17 protein-coding genes and 1 tRNA gene are annotated in these 17,644 nt (G+C 74.4%); 14 read left to right on the forward strand and 4 right to left on the reverse strand.

Going from position 1 to position 17,644, the window contains the following annotated elements; all coding sequences use genetic code 11:
• Positions 1–772 precede the first annotated feature (772 nt).
• The 10 genes from F8279_RS19245 to F8279_RS19295 all read left to right on the forward strand — a co-directional run bounded on the left by F8279_RS19245 (position 773) and on the right by F8279_RS19295 (position 12,210).
• Positions 773–1,354: a hypothetical protein gene (locus F8279_RS19245; RefSeq protein ID WP_151500665.1), complete on the forward strand. Its 582-nt coding sequence runs from the start codon at positions 773–775 to the stop codon at positions 1,352–1,354.
• Positions 1,355–1,653: 299 nt separating this feature from the next.
• Positions 1,654–4,977 carry a formate dehydrogenase gene (gene fdh, locus F8279_RS19255; protein ID WP_208577442.1) on the forward strand — a complete coding sequence of 1,108 codons (3,324 nt, stop codon included), beginning with the start codon at positions 1,654–1,656 and terminating at the stop codon, positions 4,975–4,977.
• A complete protein-coding gene (locus tag F8279_RS19260) occupies positions 4,970–6,013 on the forward strand; it encodes a 4Fe-4S dicluster domain-containing protein (RefSeq protein ID WP_091426865.1) in 1,044 nt (347 codons plus the stop codon). Before fdh ends, F8279_RS19260 begins: the two co-directional genes overlap by 8 nt.
• A complete protein-coding gene (gene nrfD / locus F8279_RS19265) occupies positions 6,010–7,215 on the forward strand; it encodes an NrfD/PsrC family molybdoenzyme membrane anchor subunit (RefSeq protein ID WP_091426866.1) in 1,206 nt (401 codons plus the stop codon). Before F8279_RS19260 ends, nrfD begins: the two co-directional genes overlap by 4 nt.
• A gap of 45 nt (positions 7,216–7,260) precedes the next feature.
• A tRNA-Sec gene (locus F8279_RS19270) sits at positions 7,261–7,356 on the forward strand.
• A 23-nt stretch (positions 7,357–7,379) separates the two neighbouring features.
• Complete coding sequence (gene selA, locus F8279_RS19275; RefSeq protein WP_151500667.1) at positions 7,380–8,672, forward strand: L-seryl-tRNA(Sec) selenium transferase; 1,293 nt, start codon at positions 7,380–7,382, stop codon at positions 8,670–8,672.
• A gap of 5 nt (positions 8,673–8,677) precedes the next feature.
• Complete coding sequence (gene selB, locus F8279_RS19280) at positions 8,678–10,441, forward strand: selenocysteine-specific translation elongation factor (protein WP_151500668.1); 1,764 nt, start codon at positions 8,678–8,680, stop codon at positions 10,439–10,441.
• Between the two features lie 45 nt (positions 10,442–10,486).
• Complete coding sequence (locus F8279_RS19285) at positions 10,487–10,684, forward strand: hypothetical protein (protein ID WP_013286387.1); 198 nt, start codon at positions 10,487–10,489, stop codon at positions 10,682–10,684.
• The gene (locus tag F8279_RS19290) at positions 10,684–11,961 is read left to right on the forward strand and encodes a hemolysin family protein (RefSeq protein ID WP_151500669.1); all 1,278 of its coding nucleotides are present in this window, start codon (positions 10,684–10,686) and stop codon (positions 11,959–11,961) included. Before F8279_RS19285 ends, F8279_RS19290 begins: the two co-directional genes overlap by 1 nt.
• A 66-nt stretch (positions 11,962–12,027) precedes the next feature.
• Positions 12,028–12,210: a hypothetical protein gene (locus F8279_RS19295; protein WP_091426870.1), complete on the forward strand. Its 183-nt coding sequence runs from the start codon at positions 12,028–12,030 to the stop codon at positions 12,208–12,210.
• Between the two features lie 9 nt (positions 12,211–12,219).
• Here F8279_RS19295 and F8279_RS19300 read toward each other — a convergent pair whose 3' ends face one another.
• The gene (locus tag F8279_RS19300) at positions 12,220–12,876 is read right to left on the reverse strand and encodes a hypothetical protein (protein ID WP_091426871.1); all 657 of its coding nucleotides are present in this window, start codon (positions 12,874–12,876) and stop codon (positions 12,220–12,222) included.
• Between the two features lie 127 nt (positions 12,877–13,003).
• Between F8279_RS19300 and F8279_RS19305 the strand changes: the two genes are divergently transcribed.
• Positions 13,004–13,210, forward strand: coding sequence for a hypothetical protein (locus F8279_RS19305; RefSeq protein WP_091426872.1), 207 nt, complete (start codon positions 13,004–13,006; stop codon positions 13,208–13,210).
• On the opposite strand, the gene F8279_RS19310 is transcribed toward F8279_RS19305, so the two are convergent.
• The 3 genes from F8279_RS19310 to F8279_RS19320 form a co-directional block, all read right to left on the reverse strand.
• Positions 13,207–13,680, reverse strand: a complete 474-nt coding sequence (locus tag F8279_RS19310) for a hypothetical protein (protein ID WP_091426873.1) — start codon at positions 13,678–13,680, stop codon at positions 13,207–13,209. The two genes, F8279_RS19305 and F8279_RS19310, sit on opposite strands and share 4 nt — an antisense overlap.
• Positions 13,677–13,886, reverse strand: coding sequence for a hypothetical protein (locus tag F8279_RS19315; protein WP_013286381.1), 210 nt, complete (start codon positions 13,884–13,886; stop codon positions 13,677–13,679). The genes F8279_RS19310 and F8279_RS19315 overlap by 4 nt, the downstream gene beginning before the upstream one ends.
• Positions 13,887–14,018: 132 nt before the next feature.
• The gene (locus F8279_RS19320) at positions 14,019–14,864 is read right to left on the reverse strand and encodes a universal stress protein (protein WP_151500670.1); all 846 of its coding nucleotides are present in this window, start codon (positions 14,862–14,864) and stop codon (positions 14,019–14,021) included.
• A gap of 127 nt (positions 14,865–14,991) precedes the next feature.
• On the opposite strand from F8279_RS19320, the gene F8279_RS19325 reads away from it, so the two are divergent.
• The 3 genes from F8279_RS19325 (at position 14,992) to F8279_RS19335 (ending at position 17,543) form a co-directional block, all read left to right on the forward strand.
• Positions 14,992–15,738: an SAM-dependent methyltransferase gene (locus F8279_RS19325; RefSeq protein WP_091426875.1), complete on the forward strand. Its 747-nt coding sequence runs from the start codon at positions 14,992–14,994 to the stop codon at positions 15,736–15,738.
• A gap of 98 nt (positions 15,739–15,836) precedes the next feature.
• On the forward strand, positions 15,837–17,024 hold the full coding sequence (locus F8279_RS19330; protein WP_151500671.1) for a PP2C family protein-serine/threonine phosphatase: 1,188 nt from the start codon (positions 15,837–15,839) through the stop codon (positions 17,022–17,024).
• 48 nt (positions 17,025–17,072) lie between these two features.
• Positions 17,073–17,543 (forward strand): MarR family transcriptional regulator, encoded by a 471-nt coding sequence (locus tag F8279_RS19335; RefSeq protein ID WP_151500672.1) that lies wholly within the window; start codon positions 17,073–17,075, stop codon positions 17,541–17,543.
• Positions 17,544–17,644 lie beyond the last annotated feature (101 nt).

A 17,644-nucleotide genomic window follows, 5' to 3' on the forward strand; every position in this document is an offset into this window, starting at 1 on the left:
GATCATGAAGTTGGACCGGACAAACCGGTCAGCTTGTGGCGCCAACTTCATGATCGCCCGTCGCAATCGCTCGCCTTGTTCACCTCGGGCGGCACCCACCGGAGATCTTGGAAGATGTCGGCCCCCATGAGGGCCGTTTCCTTCCAAGATCTCCGCGTGGTGGCGCGCGCGGGACCTGGTGAGGTTCGCCGGGCGCCCCTCGCGCCGGGGGCCGCCCTGTGCTTGCTCTTTACCGCCGCCGGATGGAGATCTTGGTGCGTCCCCGCCCTTATGGGGGCCGTTCGGCACCAAGATCTCTCGCGGGACGCTCCACCGACTCCGGCGACATCCGCTTGGGGGCCTGCTTTGCGGGCGGGTCTGCCGTCGGCGGCCCGACCTCCCAACTGACCATGAGGTTGACGGTGACGAACCGGACATCGTGTGCGGTCAACCTCATGATCGACGCGGCGTGTCCGGGGATGCGTCGGTGTCCGGTTTCGGGGTGGTCGGCGACACCCGGGCGGCGGAATCGGTGGCGGGGTCGGGGCGTTATACCTGGTGAACGACCGCAGCAGCGCCCCCCGCACCTCGAGAACGCGGGCGGCAGCGTCCGGGAATGATCCCGGGCCGGCGGTCGTTGGACATGTCTCCGGCGCGACCAGTGAGCCCCGAACGCCACCCCCGGCGTCCGCGGGCCGCGTGAGCAGGCGCCGGATCCCCCGAAGACTTCTGTGCGCCTGACGGTGCCCACGCGCCCACCCCCGGGTGCGTCGACCCCCGAACGGAGCCCACCATGAACAGCATCCTGCGTAAGAGCATCCTCGGTATCGCCGGTCTGACCGTCGCCGGTGGCCTCGCCGCCGGCCCCCTCAACCACGACACCACCACCCCGGTACGGGACACGGCCGTCACCACCCAGGCCGCGAAGCTCGACACCGCCGCGCTCATCCCGCACGGCGTGCAGGGCACCCAGTCCCACATCGACCTCGACGACGAGCAGACCGCCAACGTCAAGGCCATCATCGCGGCGACGAAGAAGGCCGGTATGGACGAGCGCGCCGCGGTCGTGTCGATCGCCACCGCGTTGCAGGAGTCGAAGCTGGAGAACCTCGGCCACCTCGGCGACCGCAACGACCATGACTCGCTGGGCCTGTTCCAGCAGCGTCCGTCCAGTGGGTGGGGCACGGTGGAGCAGATCACGGACCCCGAGTACTCGACCACGGCGTTTCTGAAGGGTCTGAAGCAGGTCGACGGCTGGCAGGACATGCCCCTGACCAAGGCCGCCCAGACCGTCCAGGTGTCCGCTTACCCGGACCACTACGCCCAGTGGGAGCAGCAGGCCGCCGACCTGGTGGCCGAGCACTGGAACAGCTGACCCGGCGGTGACCGGGGTCACGACGAACGAGCGGAAGAACCGTGACCCCGGTACCGTTGTGCAGAGCGTCGGTGTGTCCAGTGTCCCCGGGCCTCACCTAAATTGCCTTCGCGGAATACCGTTCGGCTGGAGCCGCGTCGCGCCACTCGCCGAGAGGCGACATGCACACCGACGCCCAGAGCCGCCCCGGCCATCCGGCCGGGGCGGCTCTGTCTTCGGGCTCGAGTCGCACGCCCCGCACCGCTGGCCTAGGGTTACAGGCAGAGGTGAGCCGTTCTCGACGGAGAGGGGGTGCCCGGATGGGTTTCAAGACGTTCATCCAGGGGTGGCCGGTATACCGGCAACTCACCGGCACCGACCCGCTCGGTCGCGGCGCCGCCGCCCAGTCGGCGCGCTCCGCCGAGCTGGCTCCCCGCACCGAGACCGCCGACGGCATGGCCCGCTCCGTCTGCCCGTACTGCGCGGTCGGCTGCGGGCAGCGCGTCTTCCACTCCGGCGGCAAGGTCACCCAGATCGAGGGCGACCCGGACAGCCCGATCTCGCGCGGCCGGCTCTGCCCGAAGGGCTCGGCCAGCAAGAGCCTGGTGACCAGCCCGCTGCGCCAGACCAAGGTCCGCTACCGTCGGCCGTACGCGACCGAGTGGGAAGACCTGGATCTCGACGTCGCGCTCGACATGATCGCCGACCGGATCCTCGCCGCCCGCGCGGAGACCTGGGAGGACGTCGACGACGAGGGCCGCCCGCTGAACCGGACGCTCGGCATCTCCAGCCTCGGCGGCGCGACGCTGGACAACGAGGAGAACTACCTCATCAAGAAGCTGTTCACGGCGATGGGGGCACTCCAGATCGAGAACCAGGCCCGTATTTGACACTCCGCCACCGTCCCCGGTCTGGGGACCAGCTTCGGTCGTGGCGGCGCCACGGACTTCCAGCAGGACCTCGTCAACGCTGACGTCATCGTCATCCAGGGCTCGAACATGGCCGAGGCTCACCCGGTGGGCTTCCAGTGGGTGATGGAGGCGAAGAAGCGCGGCGCGAAGGTCTTCCACGTCGACCCGCGGTTCACGCGTACCAGCGCGCTCGCCGACACGTACCTGCCGATCCGGGCGGGCACGGACATCGCGCTGCTCGGCGGCGTGGTGCGCTACATCCTGGAGAACGAGCTCGACTTCCGGGAGTACGTGCTGGCGTACACCAACGCGGCCAACATCGTCAGCGAGCAGTTCGTCGACACCGAGGACCTGGACGGCCTGTTCTCCGGCTACAACCCGGACACCGGCTCGTACGACCACGCGAGCTGGCAGTACGAGGGGCAGGAGGACAACGCCAAGATCCGGGGCACCGGTAAGGAACGCGACTCGGCCTCCGGGCTGGAGCACGAGTCGCACGGCGAGCCGGTGCCGGCGCAGGCGCCACGGGACGAGACGTTGCAGCACCCGCGCTGCGTCTACCAGATCCTGAAGCGCCACTTCTCCCGCTACACCCCGGAGATGGTGGCCCGCGTGTGCGGCATCCCGGAGGAGAAGTTCCTCGAGCTGGCCCGCGCCTGGACGGAGAACTCGGGGCGGGAGCGCACCGGAGCGCTCGTCTACTCGGTCGGCTGGACGCAGCACAGCGTCGGCGTGCAGTACATCCGGACCGGCTCGATCATCCAGACGCTGCTGGGCAACATGGGCCGGCCGGGCGGTGGCATCCTGGCGCTGCGCGGCCACGCCAGCATCCAGGGCTCCACCGACATCCCGACGCTGTTCAACCTGCTGCCCGGCTACCTGCCGATGCCGCACCACGCCGACCACCCGACGTTCGACGAGTGGGTGGACAGCATCCGGCACCCGGGCCAGAAGGGCTTCTGGGGCAACTCGCGGGCTTTCGCGGCGAGCCTGCTCAAGGCGTACTGGGGTGACGCGGCGACGCCGGAGAACGACTTCTGCTACGGGTACATGCCCCGGATGACCGGCGACCACGGCACGTACCAGCAGGTCCTGAACATGATCGACGGCAGGGTGAAGGGCTACTTCCTGCTCGGCCAGAACCCGGCGGTCGGGTCGGCGCACGGCCGGGCCCAGCGCCTGGGCATGGCCAACCTGGACTGGCTCGTCGTCCGCGACCTGTTCATGATCGAGAGCGCCACGTTCTGGAAGAACAGCCCGGAGGTCGCCACCGGCGAGATCGTGCCGGAGGAGTGCCGCACCGAGGTGTTCTTCCTGCCGGCGGCCTCGCACGTGGAGAAGGAGGGCACGTTCACCCAGACGCAGCGGCTGCTGCAGTGGCGGGAGAAGGCCGTCGACCCGCCGGGCGACGCCCGCTCCGAGCTGTGGTTCTTCTACCACCTCGGCCGGGTGCTGCGGGAGAAGCTGGCCGCCTCCACCGAGCGCCGCGACCGCGCGCTGCTGGACCTGGCCTGGGACTACCCGACGCACGGTCCGCACGCGGAGCCGAGCGCCGAGGCGGTGCTCAAGGAGATCAACGGGTACGAGGTGGCCACCGGCCGCCCGCTCAACGCCTTCGGCGAGGCCCGCGACGACGGCTCCACGGCGATCGGCTGCTGGATCTACTCCGGCGTCTACGCCGACGGGGTGAACCAGGCGGCCCGCCGCCGGTCCCGGCACGAGCAGGACTGGGTGGCGGCCGAGTGGGGCTGGGCGTGGCCGGCGAACCGCCGCACGCTCTACAACCGCGCCTCCGCCGACCCGGACGGCCGCCCGTGGAGCGAGCGCAAGAAGTACGTCTGGTGGGATGCGGACGCCGGCGAGTGGACCGGGTACGACGTGCCGGACTTCGAGAAGACGAAGCCGCCGTCGTACCGGCCGCCCGAGGGCGCCTCGGGCCCGGCCGCGCTCGCCGGTGACGACCCGTTCGTCATGCAGGGCGACGGCAAGGCGTGGCTGTACGCGCCGAGCGGCGTCCTCGACGGGCCGCTGCCGACGCACTACGAGCCGGCCGAGTCGCCGATGCGCAACCCGCTCTACGGTCAGCAGGCCAACCCGACCCGCAAGATCTACGAGCACCCGATCAACCGGATGAACCCGAGTCCGCCGGAGCCGCACAGCCAGGTCTTCCCGTACGTGTTCACGGTCAGCCGCCTCACCGAGCACCACACCGCCGGCGGGATGAGCCGTACCGTGTCGCGCCTGGCCGAGCTGCAACCGGAGATGTTCGTCGAGGTGTCCCCGGAGCTGGCCGGCGAGGTCGGGCTGGCGCACCTGGGCTGGGCGCACCTGATCAGCGGCCGGGCGGTGATCGAGGCGCGGGTTCTCGTCACCGACCGGCTCACCCCGCTGCGGGTGGACGGCCGGATCATCCACCAGGTCTGGCTGCCGTACCACTTCGGCACCGAGGGTCTGGTCACCGGCGACTCGGCGAACGACCTGTTCGGCATCACGCTGGACCCGAACGTCCTCATCCAGGAGAGCAAGGTCGGCACCTGCGACATCCGGCCCGGCCGTCGCCCCACCGGCCCTCCGTTGCTCGACCTGGTCGGCGACTACCAGCGGCGGGCCGCCATGACGGCGGACCGCAAGGTGCCGATGGTGACCACCGACGCGGCCGGCGGGGACGACGCCGCCGGCAGCACCGACGAGCAGTCGCCCGCCGCGCACCAGGACGGGGAACCGCATGCCTGACGCCAACAGCCTGTACGGCCCGCTCGACCCGGCCCCGGACGCGGGCTGGGTCGACGCGCCGCCCCGGATGGGCTTCTTCACCGACACCAGCGTCTGCATCGGCTGCAAGGCGTGCGAGGTCGCCTGCAAGGAGTGGAACGACGTCCCCGACTCGGGCTTCGACCTGCTCGGCATGTCGTACGACAACACCGGCGCGCTCACCGCGAACTCGTGGCGGCACGTGGCGTTCATCGAGCAGCCCCGCCCGGCCGGGCACCGCACGCCGCCGTTCGCGGGTGACCCGACCGGCCCGGCGACCAGCCCGGCGTCCGCGGCCGTCGGCGCGGTGACGGCACCCGACACCGGTACGAACCCCGGCCTGCCACCGGGGCAGCCGGAGGCGGCGGCGCGGATGGCTGCCGGGCCGGAGTTCCTCGGCATGCCCGGCACTGCCCCGCCCGGGCGGGGCACCGGCGTGGAGAGCCGCACCGACTTCCGCTGGCTGATGATGTCCGACGTGTGCAAGCACTGCACGCACGCGGCCTGCCTGGACGTGTGCCCGACCGGTTCGCTGTTCCGCACCGAGTTCGGCACGGTGGTGGTGCAGGAGGACATCTGCAACGGCTGCGGCTACTGCATCTCCGCCTGCCCGTACGGCGTGATCGACCAGCGCAAGGGCGACGGCCGGGCGTGGAAGTGCACGCTCTGCTACGACCGGATCGGCGCGGGCATGACACCCGCCTGCGCGCAGGCCTGCCCGACCGAGTCGATCCAGTACGGCCCGCTCGACGAGCTGCGGGAACGCGCCGCCACGCGGGTCGCCGCGCTGCACGAGCGGGGGGTGCCGGAGGCACGTCTGTACGGCCATGACCCGACCGACGGCGTCGGCGGCGACGGTGCGTTCTTCCTGCTGCTGGACGAACCCGAGGTGTACGGGTTGCCGCCGGACCCGGTGGTCACCACCCGGGACCTGCCGAAGATGTGGAAGCGGGCCGGGCTGGCCGCGCTGGCCATGGCGGCGGCTGCCGTCGCCGCGTTCGCCGGAGGATCGTCGTGAGCCCGGACCGACCAGTCGGTGACCTGTTCCGCCGTTTCCGCGAGCGCCTGTCCGCGGAACGCGAGAACGGCAGCGCCGCCGGGCGGGAGAGCCGCAGCGCCGCCGGGCGGGAGAGCGGCAGCCGGGCCACCGCCGCCGGTCCCGGGGTGGGCCGCACCGACGCGGGCTCCCGCGACGCCGGGCTGGCCCCGCACCCGCCCCGCGACGCGGCACCGCGCCGGCGCCGCGGCAAGGGCGGCAAGGGCGGTGGGGAGCAGCTGAACGTCCCGCCGGCCGAGTTCACCTCCTACTACGGCCGGCCCATCCTCAAGCCGCCGGTGTGGCGGTGGGACATCGCCGCGTACCTGTTCACCGGCGGTCTCGCCGCCGGGTCGTCGCTGCTCGCCGCGGGCGGCCAGTTCACCGGCCGTCCCGCGCTGCGCCGCGCCGGCCGGGTCGCCGCGCTCGCGGGCGTCGGCGCCAGCACGTACTTCCTGGTCAACGACCTGGGCCGGCCGTCGCGTTTCCACCACATGCTGCGGGTGGCGAAGGTGACCTCGCCGATGTCGGTGGGCACCTGGATCCTCAGCGTGTTCGGCCCGGCCGCCGGGGTCGCCGCGGTCGCCGAGGCGGCCCCGCTGCTGCCCGGGCGCGGCGTGCTGGGGCTCGGCCGCCGGCTGCTGCCCCCGGCCGGGCACGCCGCCGGTGTGGTCGCCGCCGTCACCGCGCCTGCGCTGGCCACGTACACCGGGGTGCTGCTGGCGGACACGGCGGTGCCGTCGTGGCACGAGGCGTACCCGGAACTGCCCGCCATCTTCGCGGGCAGCGCGCTGGCCAGCGGCGCCGGTGTCGGGCTGGTGGCCGCGCCCTGCGCGCAGGCCGGCCCGGCGCGGCGCATGGCGGTCGCGGGCGCGGCGATGGAGTTGTGGGGTTCGCACCGGGTGGAGAACCGGCTCGGCCTGCTCAGTGAGCCCTACACGCAGGGCACGCCGGGGAAGCTGCTGCGCGCGGGCCGGGCGCTGACCGCCGCCGGTGTGGCGGGCGCGCTGATCGGCCGGCGCAGCCGGGTGCTGTCCGCGCTGTCCGGCGGTGCGCTGATCGCCGCGTCGGCGTGCACCCGGTTCGGCATCTTCCACGGCGGGGTCGCGTCCGCCCGGGATCCGCGGTACACGGTGGTGCCGCAGCGCGAACGCGCCGACCGGCGGGCCGCCGACCAGGACTGACACCTCCCCGGGCGGCCTTCCGGCCGCTGTGGTTGACTGCTTCGTGGAGGCGTTCAGGCGGCTGGTGCCCCTCCCGGTCTTCAAAACCGGTGTGGTCCGGGACCCGGGCCAGGCGGGTTCGATTCCCGTCCGTCTCCGCCAAACCGTTCCCCGGGAGTGCGCCGATGCGTGAGGTCGACCCGCGACGGCGGGTGCCGCGCACCGACGCGCTGCTCGCCGATCCCGCGCTGGCCGCCGCCGCCGGCACTCTCGGCCGCGACCGGGTCAAGGCCGCGATCGTCCGCGCGCAGGACCGCGCCCGTCGCGGCGAGCTGACCCCCGATCAGGTACGCGACGCGGCGCTGGCCGACCTGCCCGGCCGTACGCCACGGGCGGTGCTCAACGCCACCGGCGTCGTGCTGCACACCAACCTGGGTCGCGCCCCGCTCGCCCCGTCCGCCGTGGACGCGCTGGTCGCCGCCGCCGGGCACACCGACGTGGAGCTGGACCTGCGTACCGGGCTGCGGGCCCGGCGCGGCCGGGAGGCGCTCGACGCGCTCGCCGCGGCCGTGCCCGACGCCGGGGCGGTGCACGTGGTGAACAACGGCGCCGCCGCGCTGGCGCTCGCCGCGACCGCGCTGGCCGCCGGCCGGGAGATCGTGGTGAGTCGCGGTGAGCTGGTCGAGATCGGCGACGGGTTCCGCCTGCCCGACCTGCTGGCCAGCACCGGTGCGCGGCTGCGCGAGGTGGGCACCACCAACCGCACCACCCGCGCCGACTACGAAGCGGCGATCGGCGAGCGGACCGGGTTCGTGCTCAAGGTGCATCCGTCGAACTTCGTGGTCACCGGCTTCACCTCGGCGGTGCCGGTGGCCGAGCTGGCGACGCTCGGCGTACCGGTGGTGGTCGACATCGGGTCGGGCCTGCTCGCGCCTGATCCGCTGCTGCCCGCCGAGCCGGACGCGGCCACCACGCTGCGCGCGGGCGCGCACCTGGTCACCGCGAGCGGCGACAAGCTGCTCGGCGGCCCGCAGGCCGGCCTGCTGCTCGGCGACGCCGACCTGGTGCACCGGCTGCGCCGGCACCCGCTGGCGCGGGCGCTGCGGGTCGACAAGCTCACCCTCGCCGCGCTCGCCGCCACCCTGTACGCCCCGACCACGCCCACCCGGGACGCGCTGCACGCCGACCCGGCCCGGCTGCGGGAGCGGCTGGAACGGCTACGGGACCGGCTCGGCGAGGACGGCTGCAAGGCCGAGGTGGTGCCGTCGGCTGCGGTCGTCGGCGGCGGCGGGGCACCCGGCGTGGAGCTGGACTCGTGGGCGCTGAGCCTGCCCGAGCGGTACGCCGAGCCGCTGCGCACCGGCGACCCGGCGGTCCTCGGCCGGGTGCTGCACGGCCGGCTCCTGCTGGACCTGCGCGCCGTGCCGGAGGACGCCGACGACCGGGTCCGCGCGGCCGTGCTGAGCGTGGGGGACTGACCGGCATGTGGGTGGTGGCGACCGCCGGGCACGTCGACCACGGCAAGTCCACGCTGGTGCGGGCGCTGACCGGGATGGAACCGGACCGGTGGGCGGAGGAACGCCGCCGCGGCATGACCATCGACCTCGGCTTCGCCTGGACCACACTGCCGTCGGGCGGCACGATCGCCTTCGTCGACGTACCGGGACACGAGCGGTTCGTGCCGAACATGCTGGCCGGTGTCGGCCCGGTCCCGGCCGCGCTGATCGTCGTGGCAGCCGACGAGGGCTGGATGCCGCAGTCCGCCGAGCACCTGGCCGCGCTGGACGCGCTGGGCGTGTCGTACGGGCTGCTCGTTGTCACCCGCGCGGACCTGGCCGACCCGGGGCCGGCGGCTGCGCGGGCCCGGACGGAGATCGCCGCGACCTCGCTGGGTGAGGTGGAGGCGGTGCCGGTCTCCGCGGTCACCGGCGCCGGGCTCCCCGAGCTGCGCGCCGCACTGGACCGCCTGACCGCCCGGCTCCCCGACCCGGCGCGGGACGCGCCGGTGCGGCTCTGGGTGGACCGGGCGTTCACCGTCCGAGGCAGCGGCACGGTGGTCACCGGCACACTCGGCGGTGGCCGGCTTCGCACCGGCGACGAGCTGGAGCTGACCGCCGACGGCGAGGCGGTGCGGGTACGCGGACTGCACTCGCTCGGCACGGCCCGGACCGAGGTCGAGGCGGTGGCCCGGGTCGCGGTGAACCTGCGCGGGCTGTCCCGCGACCGGGTCGGGCGCGGCGACGCGCTGCTCACGCCCGGCCGGTTCGGGCGTACCGAGCTGCTCGACGTGCGGCTGTCCGGCGATCCGGCCGCCGACCTGCCGGCCACGCTCACCCTGCACGTGGGCTCCGCGGCGGTGCCCGCCCAGGTCCGGCCGCTGGGCCCGGACACGGTACGGCTGCGCCTGGCCCGCCCGTTACCGCTGCTGATCGGGGACCGTGCGCTGCTGCGCGACCCCGGCCGGCACCACGTGGCGGGCGGCGTGACGGTGCTGGACGTGGACCCGCCGCCGCTGCGCCGCCGGGGCGCGGCGGCCGCCCGCGCGGCCGTGCTCGCCGGCCTGGACGGGCGGCCGGACCTGGCCGGGGAGCTGCGCCGCCGACGGCTCGCCCGGGCCGGTGACCTGACCCGGATGGGCGTGCCACCGACCGCGACGCCGGTGGCCGGGCAGTGGCTGGCCGACCCGGATCACTGGCGGGATCTGGGCCGCCGCCTCACCGAGGAGGTGACCCGGTACGCCGCCGAGCATCCGCTCGCCGCGGGCGTACCCGCCGACGTGCTGCGCCACCGGCTCGACCTGCCCGACCGTGCCCTGGTCACGGCGTTGCTGCGCCCGCCGCTGCGGCTGCGCGACGGCCTGGTCACCGCCGCCCCCGAGCGGACCCTGCCGGACCCGGTGGCCCGGGCGGTGGACCGGGTCCGGGCCGAGTACGGCGACCGGCCGTTCCAGGCCCCCGAGGCGCACCACCTGGCCGACCTCGGGCTCGGCCCCCGCGAGATCGGCGCCGCGGTACGGGCCGGCGCGTTGCTGAAGCTGGCCGAGAACGTGGTGCTGCTGCCCGGCGCCCCGGACGACGCGGTGCGCGTGCTCGCCGCGCTGCCGCAGCCGTTCACGCTCAGCGCCGCCCGACAGGCGCTCGGCACCACCCGGCGGGTGGCGGTGCCGCTGCTGGAACTGCTGGACCGGCGCGGGGCCACCCGGCGGCTGCCCGACGACGCCCGCGAGGTGGTCCGCCCGCCGGGCTGAGTCAACCGGCGTCGCCCGCCCGTCCCGGTCACCTACCGTGACGCCATGGACCCTTCCGCGGTCTGGCGGGACAAGAACCACAAGTGGCGGATCGAGGCGTACCGCGCCCCGGACCTGCGATTCGCCATCTTCGCCACGAACGGCCCCACCGAGTCGGCGCCGCTGTGGCTGTTCGGGATGGCCGCGCTGGCCCGCTGGCTGATGACCCACGCGATCTCGCTGGACGACCTGGAGACCGACTGATGGGCGTGCAGGTCGCGCTGGTGCTGGTGCTGATCCTCGTCAACGCCGCCCTGTCCGGCAGCGAGATGGCGCTGGTGAGCCTGCGGGAGGGGCAGCTGCGGCGGCTGGGGCGTTCCGGGCGGGCCGGGGCGCGGCTGAGCCGCCTCACCCGCGAACCGAACCGCTACCTGGCCACCATCCAGCTCGGCATCACACTCGCCGGGTTCCTCGCCTCGGCCGCCGCCGCGGTGACGCTGGCCGAGCCGCTGGTCGGCCCGCTGGGCTTCCTCGGCGGGGCCGCCCGCCCGGTGGCGGTGTTCCTGGTGACGCTGCTGCTGACGTTCCTCACGCTCGTGGTGGGGGAGCTGGCGCCCAAGCGGCTGGCCATGCAGACGGCGGAGCGGTGGGCGCTGATCAGCGCCGGGCCGCTGGACCTGCTCGCCCGGCTGTCCCGGCCGGCGGTGTGGCTGCTCGGCCGCTCCACCGACCTGCTGGTCCGGCTCGCCGGCGGCGACCCGCGCGCCAGCCGGCAGGAGGTGACCGAGGAGGAGCTGCGGGAGATGCTGGTCAGCCAGCGCGGCCTGTCCGCCCAGCAGCGCGAGATCCTCGCCGGGGCGTTCGACATCGCCGGCCGTACGCTGCGCGAGATCATCGTCGCGCGCCGCGACGTGACCACGTTGCCCGCCGACCTGCCGGCGGCCGAGGCGATGCGCCGGCTGGCCGCTACCGGCCGGTCCCGGGCACCGGTGATCGGCCCCGGCGGGCTCGACGACGTGTGCGGCACCGTGCACATCCGCGACCTGGTGGACGCCGACGGCGCGCGTGTCGGCGACCTCGCCCGCCCGCCGTTGCTGCTGCCCGGCACGTTGCCGGTGGCCGACGCGATGCGGCAGCTACGCCAGCGGCACGAGCAGCTCGCCCTGGTGGTCGACGAGTACGGCGGCGTGGACGGCCTGGTCACCATGGAGGACCTGCTCGAGGAGGTCGTCGGTGAGCTGTACGACGAGACCGACCGGGATGTGCACCGCGCCGTCCGGGAACCCGACGGGGCGCTGCTGCTGCCCGGCGACTTCCCGCTGCACGACCTGCCCGACGTGGGCGTCCGCGTGACGTTTCCGCTGTCGCGCGAGTACACCACGGTGGCCGGGCTGGTGCTGGCCGGGCTGGGCCGGCTGCCCGAGGGCACGGGGGAGCGGGTGCGGCTGCCCGGCCTCACCGTCGAAGTGGTCGAGGTGGCGGGACGGGCGATCCGCCGGGTCCGGCTGCGCGGCCCCGCTGTCGGCCGTACGCCGGACTGACACCCGGACGGGGGACAACCGCCCGATCCCCGTCCCCGGCCCCGCCGCCGGTCGTACGGTGCGGGCGTGAAGGACCGAGGAATGCGTACGTTCGTCACCGTGCTGGCCGGACTGGCCGTGATCTACTTCGGCTTCAGCGGCAGCCGCGACAGCGGCGGGGAGGGCGGCGTCTCCGGTGGCGTGGTGCTGCTGGCGCTGCTCGCGTCGCTGCTGGCCTGGAACCTGACCAAGCCCGGCCCGGCCAAGTAGCCGCCCGGCTCAGTGTGCCGTCGCGGCGCTGCGGCTCACCTCGCCCGCCGACTCCTCGCCCAGGGCCACCCGCACCAGCGCCGACGCCAGCCGGCCGAAGTCGCCCTCGCCGACCAGCCCGACCAGGTCACCGGGGCTCGCCGGCAGGCCCAGCCGCCGCGCCCCGGCGAGCGTGCGCCGGTCGGCGTACGGGCACACGTCCGGCCACACCGACTGCGCCTCCCGCAGGAAGATGTCCGCACCGGTGGGGCCGATGCCGGGGAACTCGGTGAGCAGCCGGCGCAGCACGGCCGGTTCGGAGCCGGCCTCGTTGTGCAGCCGGCGCAGGTCGCCGTGCCAGCGGTCGAGGCACAGCCGGGCGCCGGTGCCGAGCATGGTGGCCGTCCGCTCGTCGTAGCGCCGGTAGTGGCCCCGGCCCAGCGCGTCGACCCGGTCCTGCCAGCTCGCCGCCTCCATCGCCTGCGGGGTGCGGTAGCCGGCGGCGAACAACTCCCGGGCGGCGGCCACCGCCACCGAGGCCCGGATCCGGGTGCTCAGCAGCGTGGTGAGCACCAGCAACTGGTAGAGCGGGCCGGGCCGGTCCGCGAGGGCGATGCCGGCCTCCTCCGCGTACGTGCGGGACTGCCGGTCCAGCAGGGCACGCGCGACGTTGCGATCGTCTGGCATCCGTCCGGGTTACCCGCCCCGGCCCCGGCCAGACCTCCGGGCCGATGCGGAATGCGCGGGGCGGCGACGGGTACGCGGGCCGGGTGCGCGGTCGACGGCCGTGTGCTCCACCGGGAAGGAGAGACCCGTGGTCAAGCCGCAGCAGGAGGAACTGCGCCGGAACGATCTCGGCGCCACCAGCCAGGACAGCCGCAAGACGGCCACCCAGGCGGGCAGCCGTTCGCGAGGCGGGGGCACGTCCAACGCCGACGCGGGACGTCCCGTCCCGAAGGGGCAGGTGTCGCCGTACGGCCCGGCCGGTGAGCCGGTGGCCGACGACGAGAGCGACAGCTAGCCGCGAGCCGACGTCGGCCGCAGTCGCCGCCAGGTGGCTGCGGCCGACAGGCCGTACGCCAGGTGCGGGATCAGGTCGGAGACCCAGTCGCTGCGCCGCCAGGTACGCGGGTCGGTCACGCCGAGCACCGTCATCGAGCCGTCGGAGGTGGCCATCACGCCGCCGCCGAGCAGCACCGTGGCCAGCGGCAGCGGAATCCGCCGGCGTGCGGCGAGGACGCCGAACCCGGCCCCGGCGGCGATGCCCATGGCGTACCCCAGGAACGGCCCCAGACCGGAGCGGCGGTTCGCCGCCTCGTCGCCGGGGCCCAGGTCGACGTGCGTCACGTCGGCCAGCCGTCCGGCGACCGATTCCGGGGTGCTGCTGGCCGGCCGGGCCCGCAACGCCACGTCCAGGTAGGAGACCGCGTTGAGGACGGCGCTGCCGACGGCGCCCGCGATGGCGCCGTCGACAGCCGCTGCCGTCCTCACTTCGGGTCACCCGGTTCCCGGTTGCCCTTGGGGCCGTAGGTCCGTTCGCCCCGGACCACACCCCGTTGCCCCCGGTCGTCCTGCAGGATCCGGTTCGCGACCTGGTTGGCCTCCTTGTCGGACGCCCGTCCGGACTGCTCGACGAGGTCGCGAAGGCGTGCCCGCTGCTTGTCGTACGCGTTGCTGCCCGGCCGTGGTCCTGGCATCTCTGCCTCCTCCGGATCGCTGTCGGCTGACCGTAGGCGTCTACCCGTCCGGGCCGGGACCAACCGTTGCGGGCGGGTCCCCGCCGGGCCGGGCCGGGCCGCCGCTCGGTCCGGGGCTCGGACCACGGCGACTCAGTCCAGGGCCCGGACCACCGCGACCGGGCAGGCGGAGCGGTGCAGGATCCCCTGGCTCACCGAGCCGAGAAGCAGCCCGCCCAGCGCGCCCCGGCCCTGCCGGCCCACCACGAGCAGCTGGGCGCCGGCCGACGCCGTGGTCAGCGCCGCGACCGGTTTGGCGCGTACCGCCTCGGCGTGCACCGTGAGGTCCGGCCACCGTTCGCCGATCCCGACCAGCGCCTCGGTGAGTACCCGCTCGTCCTCCTCGGCCCCGTCGTCCCGCCCGCGCGGGGCCGGACGGGCGTGCACCACGTGCAGCGGCGCGCCCCGCGTGGACGCGGTCTCGGCGGCGAACTCGACGGCGGCGCGTGACAGCGTGGAGCCGTCCACGCCGGCCACGACCGGGCCGTCCGCCCGGGCGGTGCCGCGCGCGATCAGCACCGGGCAGTCGGCGTACGAGGCGACCTGCACCGCGACCGAGCCGACCACGAGCGCGGCGAATCCGCCCAGGCCCCGGTCACCGAGCACGATCACGGCGGCGGTGGGGGACTCGCCGAGCAGCACCGCTGCCGCCTCCCCGTCGATGATCTCGCCGGTGATGCGCAGCCCGGGTGACTCCGCCTCGGCCACCGCGACCGCGTCGGAGACCAGTTGCTCGGCCTGGTTGCGCAGCCCGGCGCCGGGTGGCGACCCGGCCGGCGCGGAGACCGGTACGCGCAGCAGCGGCCAGATGAAGCCGTGCACCACCCGCAGCGGGCGGTTGCGCCGCCGCGCCTCCCGGGCGGCCAGGCGCACCGCCCGCGTCGCGGGCTCGGAGCCGTCCACCCCGACCACCACCGCGGCCCCGTTCGCCGAGTTCACCCGTACCTCCTCGTGGCCGGCGCTCCGCGGCCAGTATCGCGGCCCGGCGGGCGGGCCGGGGCCGATACCGCCGGGGTCGCCCGGTGGGTACGCTGGCGTGCAGCGCCCAGGGGAGGGAGCCCCGTCGATGGATCAGCCGGACGGACCGAGCACCGCCCGCATGATCGACTACTGGCTCGGCGGCCGGCACCACCGCCCGGTGGACGTCGCAGCGGCCGCCGCGTTCGAGGCGGCGTACGGGCCCTGCGCGGCGATCTTCCGGTCGCTGCGCGGTTTCCTCGGCCGCACCGTACAGGCCATGGCCGCCGACGGCGTCGACGGCTTCCTGGTCTTCGGCGCGGGCGTGCCCACCTGCGGCAACGTGCACGAGGTCGCGCCGGAGGCGACAGTGCTCTATACCGACGTCGACCCGGAGACGGTCCGGCTGGGCCGGAGCCTGCTCGCCGGCAGCGACCGGGCCGGGTACGGCTACGGCGACGCCACCGACGTCGGGACCGTCGACCGGGCACAGTTGCACCGGTTCGTGCCGGGCTGGGGGAGACGGCCGGTGGGGGTGGTCTTCCTCGGGCTGGCGGCGTTCCTGGACGACGACACGCTCGCCCGTACGCTCGACGAGCTGTACCAGGCGGTGGCGCCCGGCAGCCGGCTGGCGATCGACTTCGACACCGAGGAGCTGGCCGGGCACCCCGAGGCGCTGGCCATGATGGGCCCGGCGTTCCGGATGCGGGCGCCCGAGCGGTTCGCGCCGCTGCTGGGCCGCTGGCAGCCGACCGGGGACGGCATCGTGCCGGTCGCGCGGTGGCGGCCGGCGGGTGAGCCCGAGCCGGTGCCGGACGCGTTCCACGGCGCGCTGGCGGTCCGCCCGGCCGGCTGAGCCGCTCCCGTCACGCCCGGCCGAGGCGGGGCGTTCGCCCTCGGGCGGCCTTCGTATGATGTTTGCCCTGTAGCAATAGTCGTCATCGGAGGATGAGCATGCCGGAGGGGTCCGGATCGGTGTCGCGTGCCCTGCGCACGGCGCCACCCGACCAGCTGGCGGAGACCGCGGACGCGGTGCTCCGCCAGACGCTCGGGGCCGCGCGGGCGGAGGTGTTCGTCGCCGACTACCGCGCCAGCGGACTCTGGCCGGTGCTCGACCCGGACGTGCCCGACGGCGGCCCGCTGCTGGCCCACACCGTCGCACAGCGCTGTTTCAGCAGCCAGGAGCCGGTGCTGGACATCGTCGAGGACGGCCGTTGCCGCGCCTACATGCCGCTGTCGGTGTGGGGGGAGCGGCTCGGCGTGCTGATGGTGGAGCTGCCCGGCGACCCGGACGCGGCCACTGTGGAGGCCGCCCGGGACGCCGCGGGGGAGCTGGCCGTCGCGATCCGGGCGGCCGACCGGGAGACCGACCGTTACCGGCGTGCCCGGCGCCGGGAGCGGCTGAGCATGGCCGCCGAGATGCAGTGGGACCTGCTGCCGGGGCGCAGCGTACGGCTCGGTGACGCGCTGCTCGCCGGTCAGCTCGAACCGGCGTACACGGTGGGCGGTGACCACTTCGACTGGTCGGTGGACGGGGACCGGCTCACCCTCACCGTGCTCAACGGCACCGGCAGCGGGCTGGCCGCGTCGATGCTCACGGCGATGACGGTGAACGCCATGCGCAACGCAAGGCGGTCCGGCGGCAGCCTCGTGGAACAGGCGGAGCTGGCCTCGGACACCATCTACTACCAGCACCGGGGCAGCCGGCACGTGGCCACGCTGCTGCTGGAGCTGGACAGCCGCCGGGGCGTGATGCGAGCGGTCGACGCCGGCTCACCGCAACTGCTGCGGCTGCGCGGGGGCCGGGTCACGCCGATCGCGCTGGAGCAGCAACTGCCGCTGGGCATGTTCGCCGAGACCCGCTACGACGTGCAGGAGTTCACTCTGGAGCCGGGCGATCGCCTCTTCGTCGTCAGCGACGGGGTGTACGGGGCGGAGCCCGACGAGCAGGAGCCGTACGGTGTGCGGGCGATGGCGCGCGCGATGCGGTCGACTCGGCTGCAGCCGGCGACCGAGGCAGTTGGTACGGTGATGCGCGAACTGCATGCGTACCATGCCGACGCGGATCTCCGTGACGACGCGGTCGTCGTCTGCCTGGACTGGCGCGGCTCCAGCCGGTCCGGCGACGTGACGGGGCAGTGACCGGGGCGGCGGAGCGAACACGAGCGGGACGATCGCAGGGGACAGCGAGTGGAGCGACCTCCGAATCTTGCCGCGGCCATCGAAACGGCTGCGGAGGCGCTCATCGGTGTGCTCGACTCCGCCACATCCCGGCACACCGTCAGCGTCTCGCCCACCCAGCTGCGGGTGCTGTCACTGATCGTGTCCCATCCGGACACCAACGTGAACCGGCTGGCCGAGCTGCTGGACGTGGTCCCGTCGTCGGCGAGCAGGCTGTGCGACCGCCTCGAGGCGGTCGGCCTGCTGCGCCGGGTCGCCGACCCGCGCGACCGGCGGGAGGTGCGGCTGATCCCGACCGCGGCGGCGGATACGTTGCTGCGCGACCTCCAGGAGAGACGGCACCGGGCGGTGCAGGCCGTGCTCGACCGGATGCCCAACCGGGTGCAGCACGAGCTGCTGCTGGCGCTGGTGGCGTTCAGTCAGGCCGCGACGACCACCGCCCCGCAGGCAGGGTCGGACTCGACCGCCCGCACCGCCTGATTTCGCGCGCCGGTGTCTGCCCTGCCGGCGACCGCTCAACTAGTGTCCTAGGATGCCTTAGCGGCTGTGACGGTCACCACCGTGACACCGCTGAGCAACGG

This window comes from Micromonospora sp. AMSO1212t, assembly GCF_008868145.1.
Lineage (GTDB): Bacteria > Actinomycetota > Actinomycetes > Mycobacteriales > Micromonosporaceae > Micromonospora > Micromonospora tulbaghiae.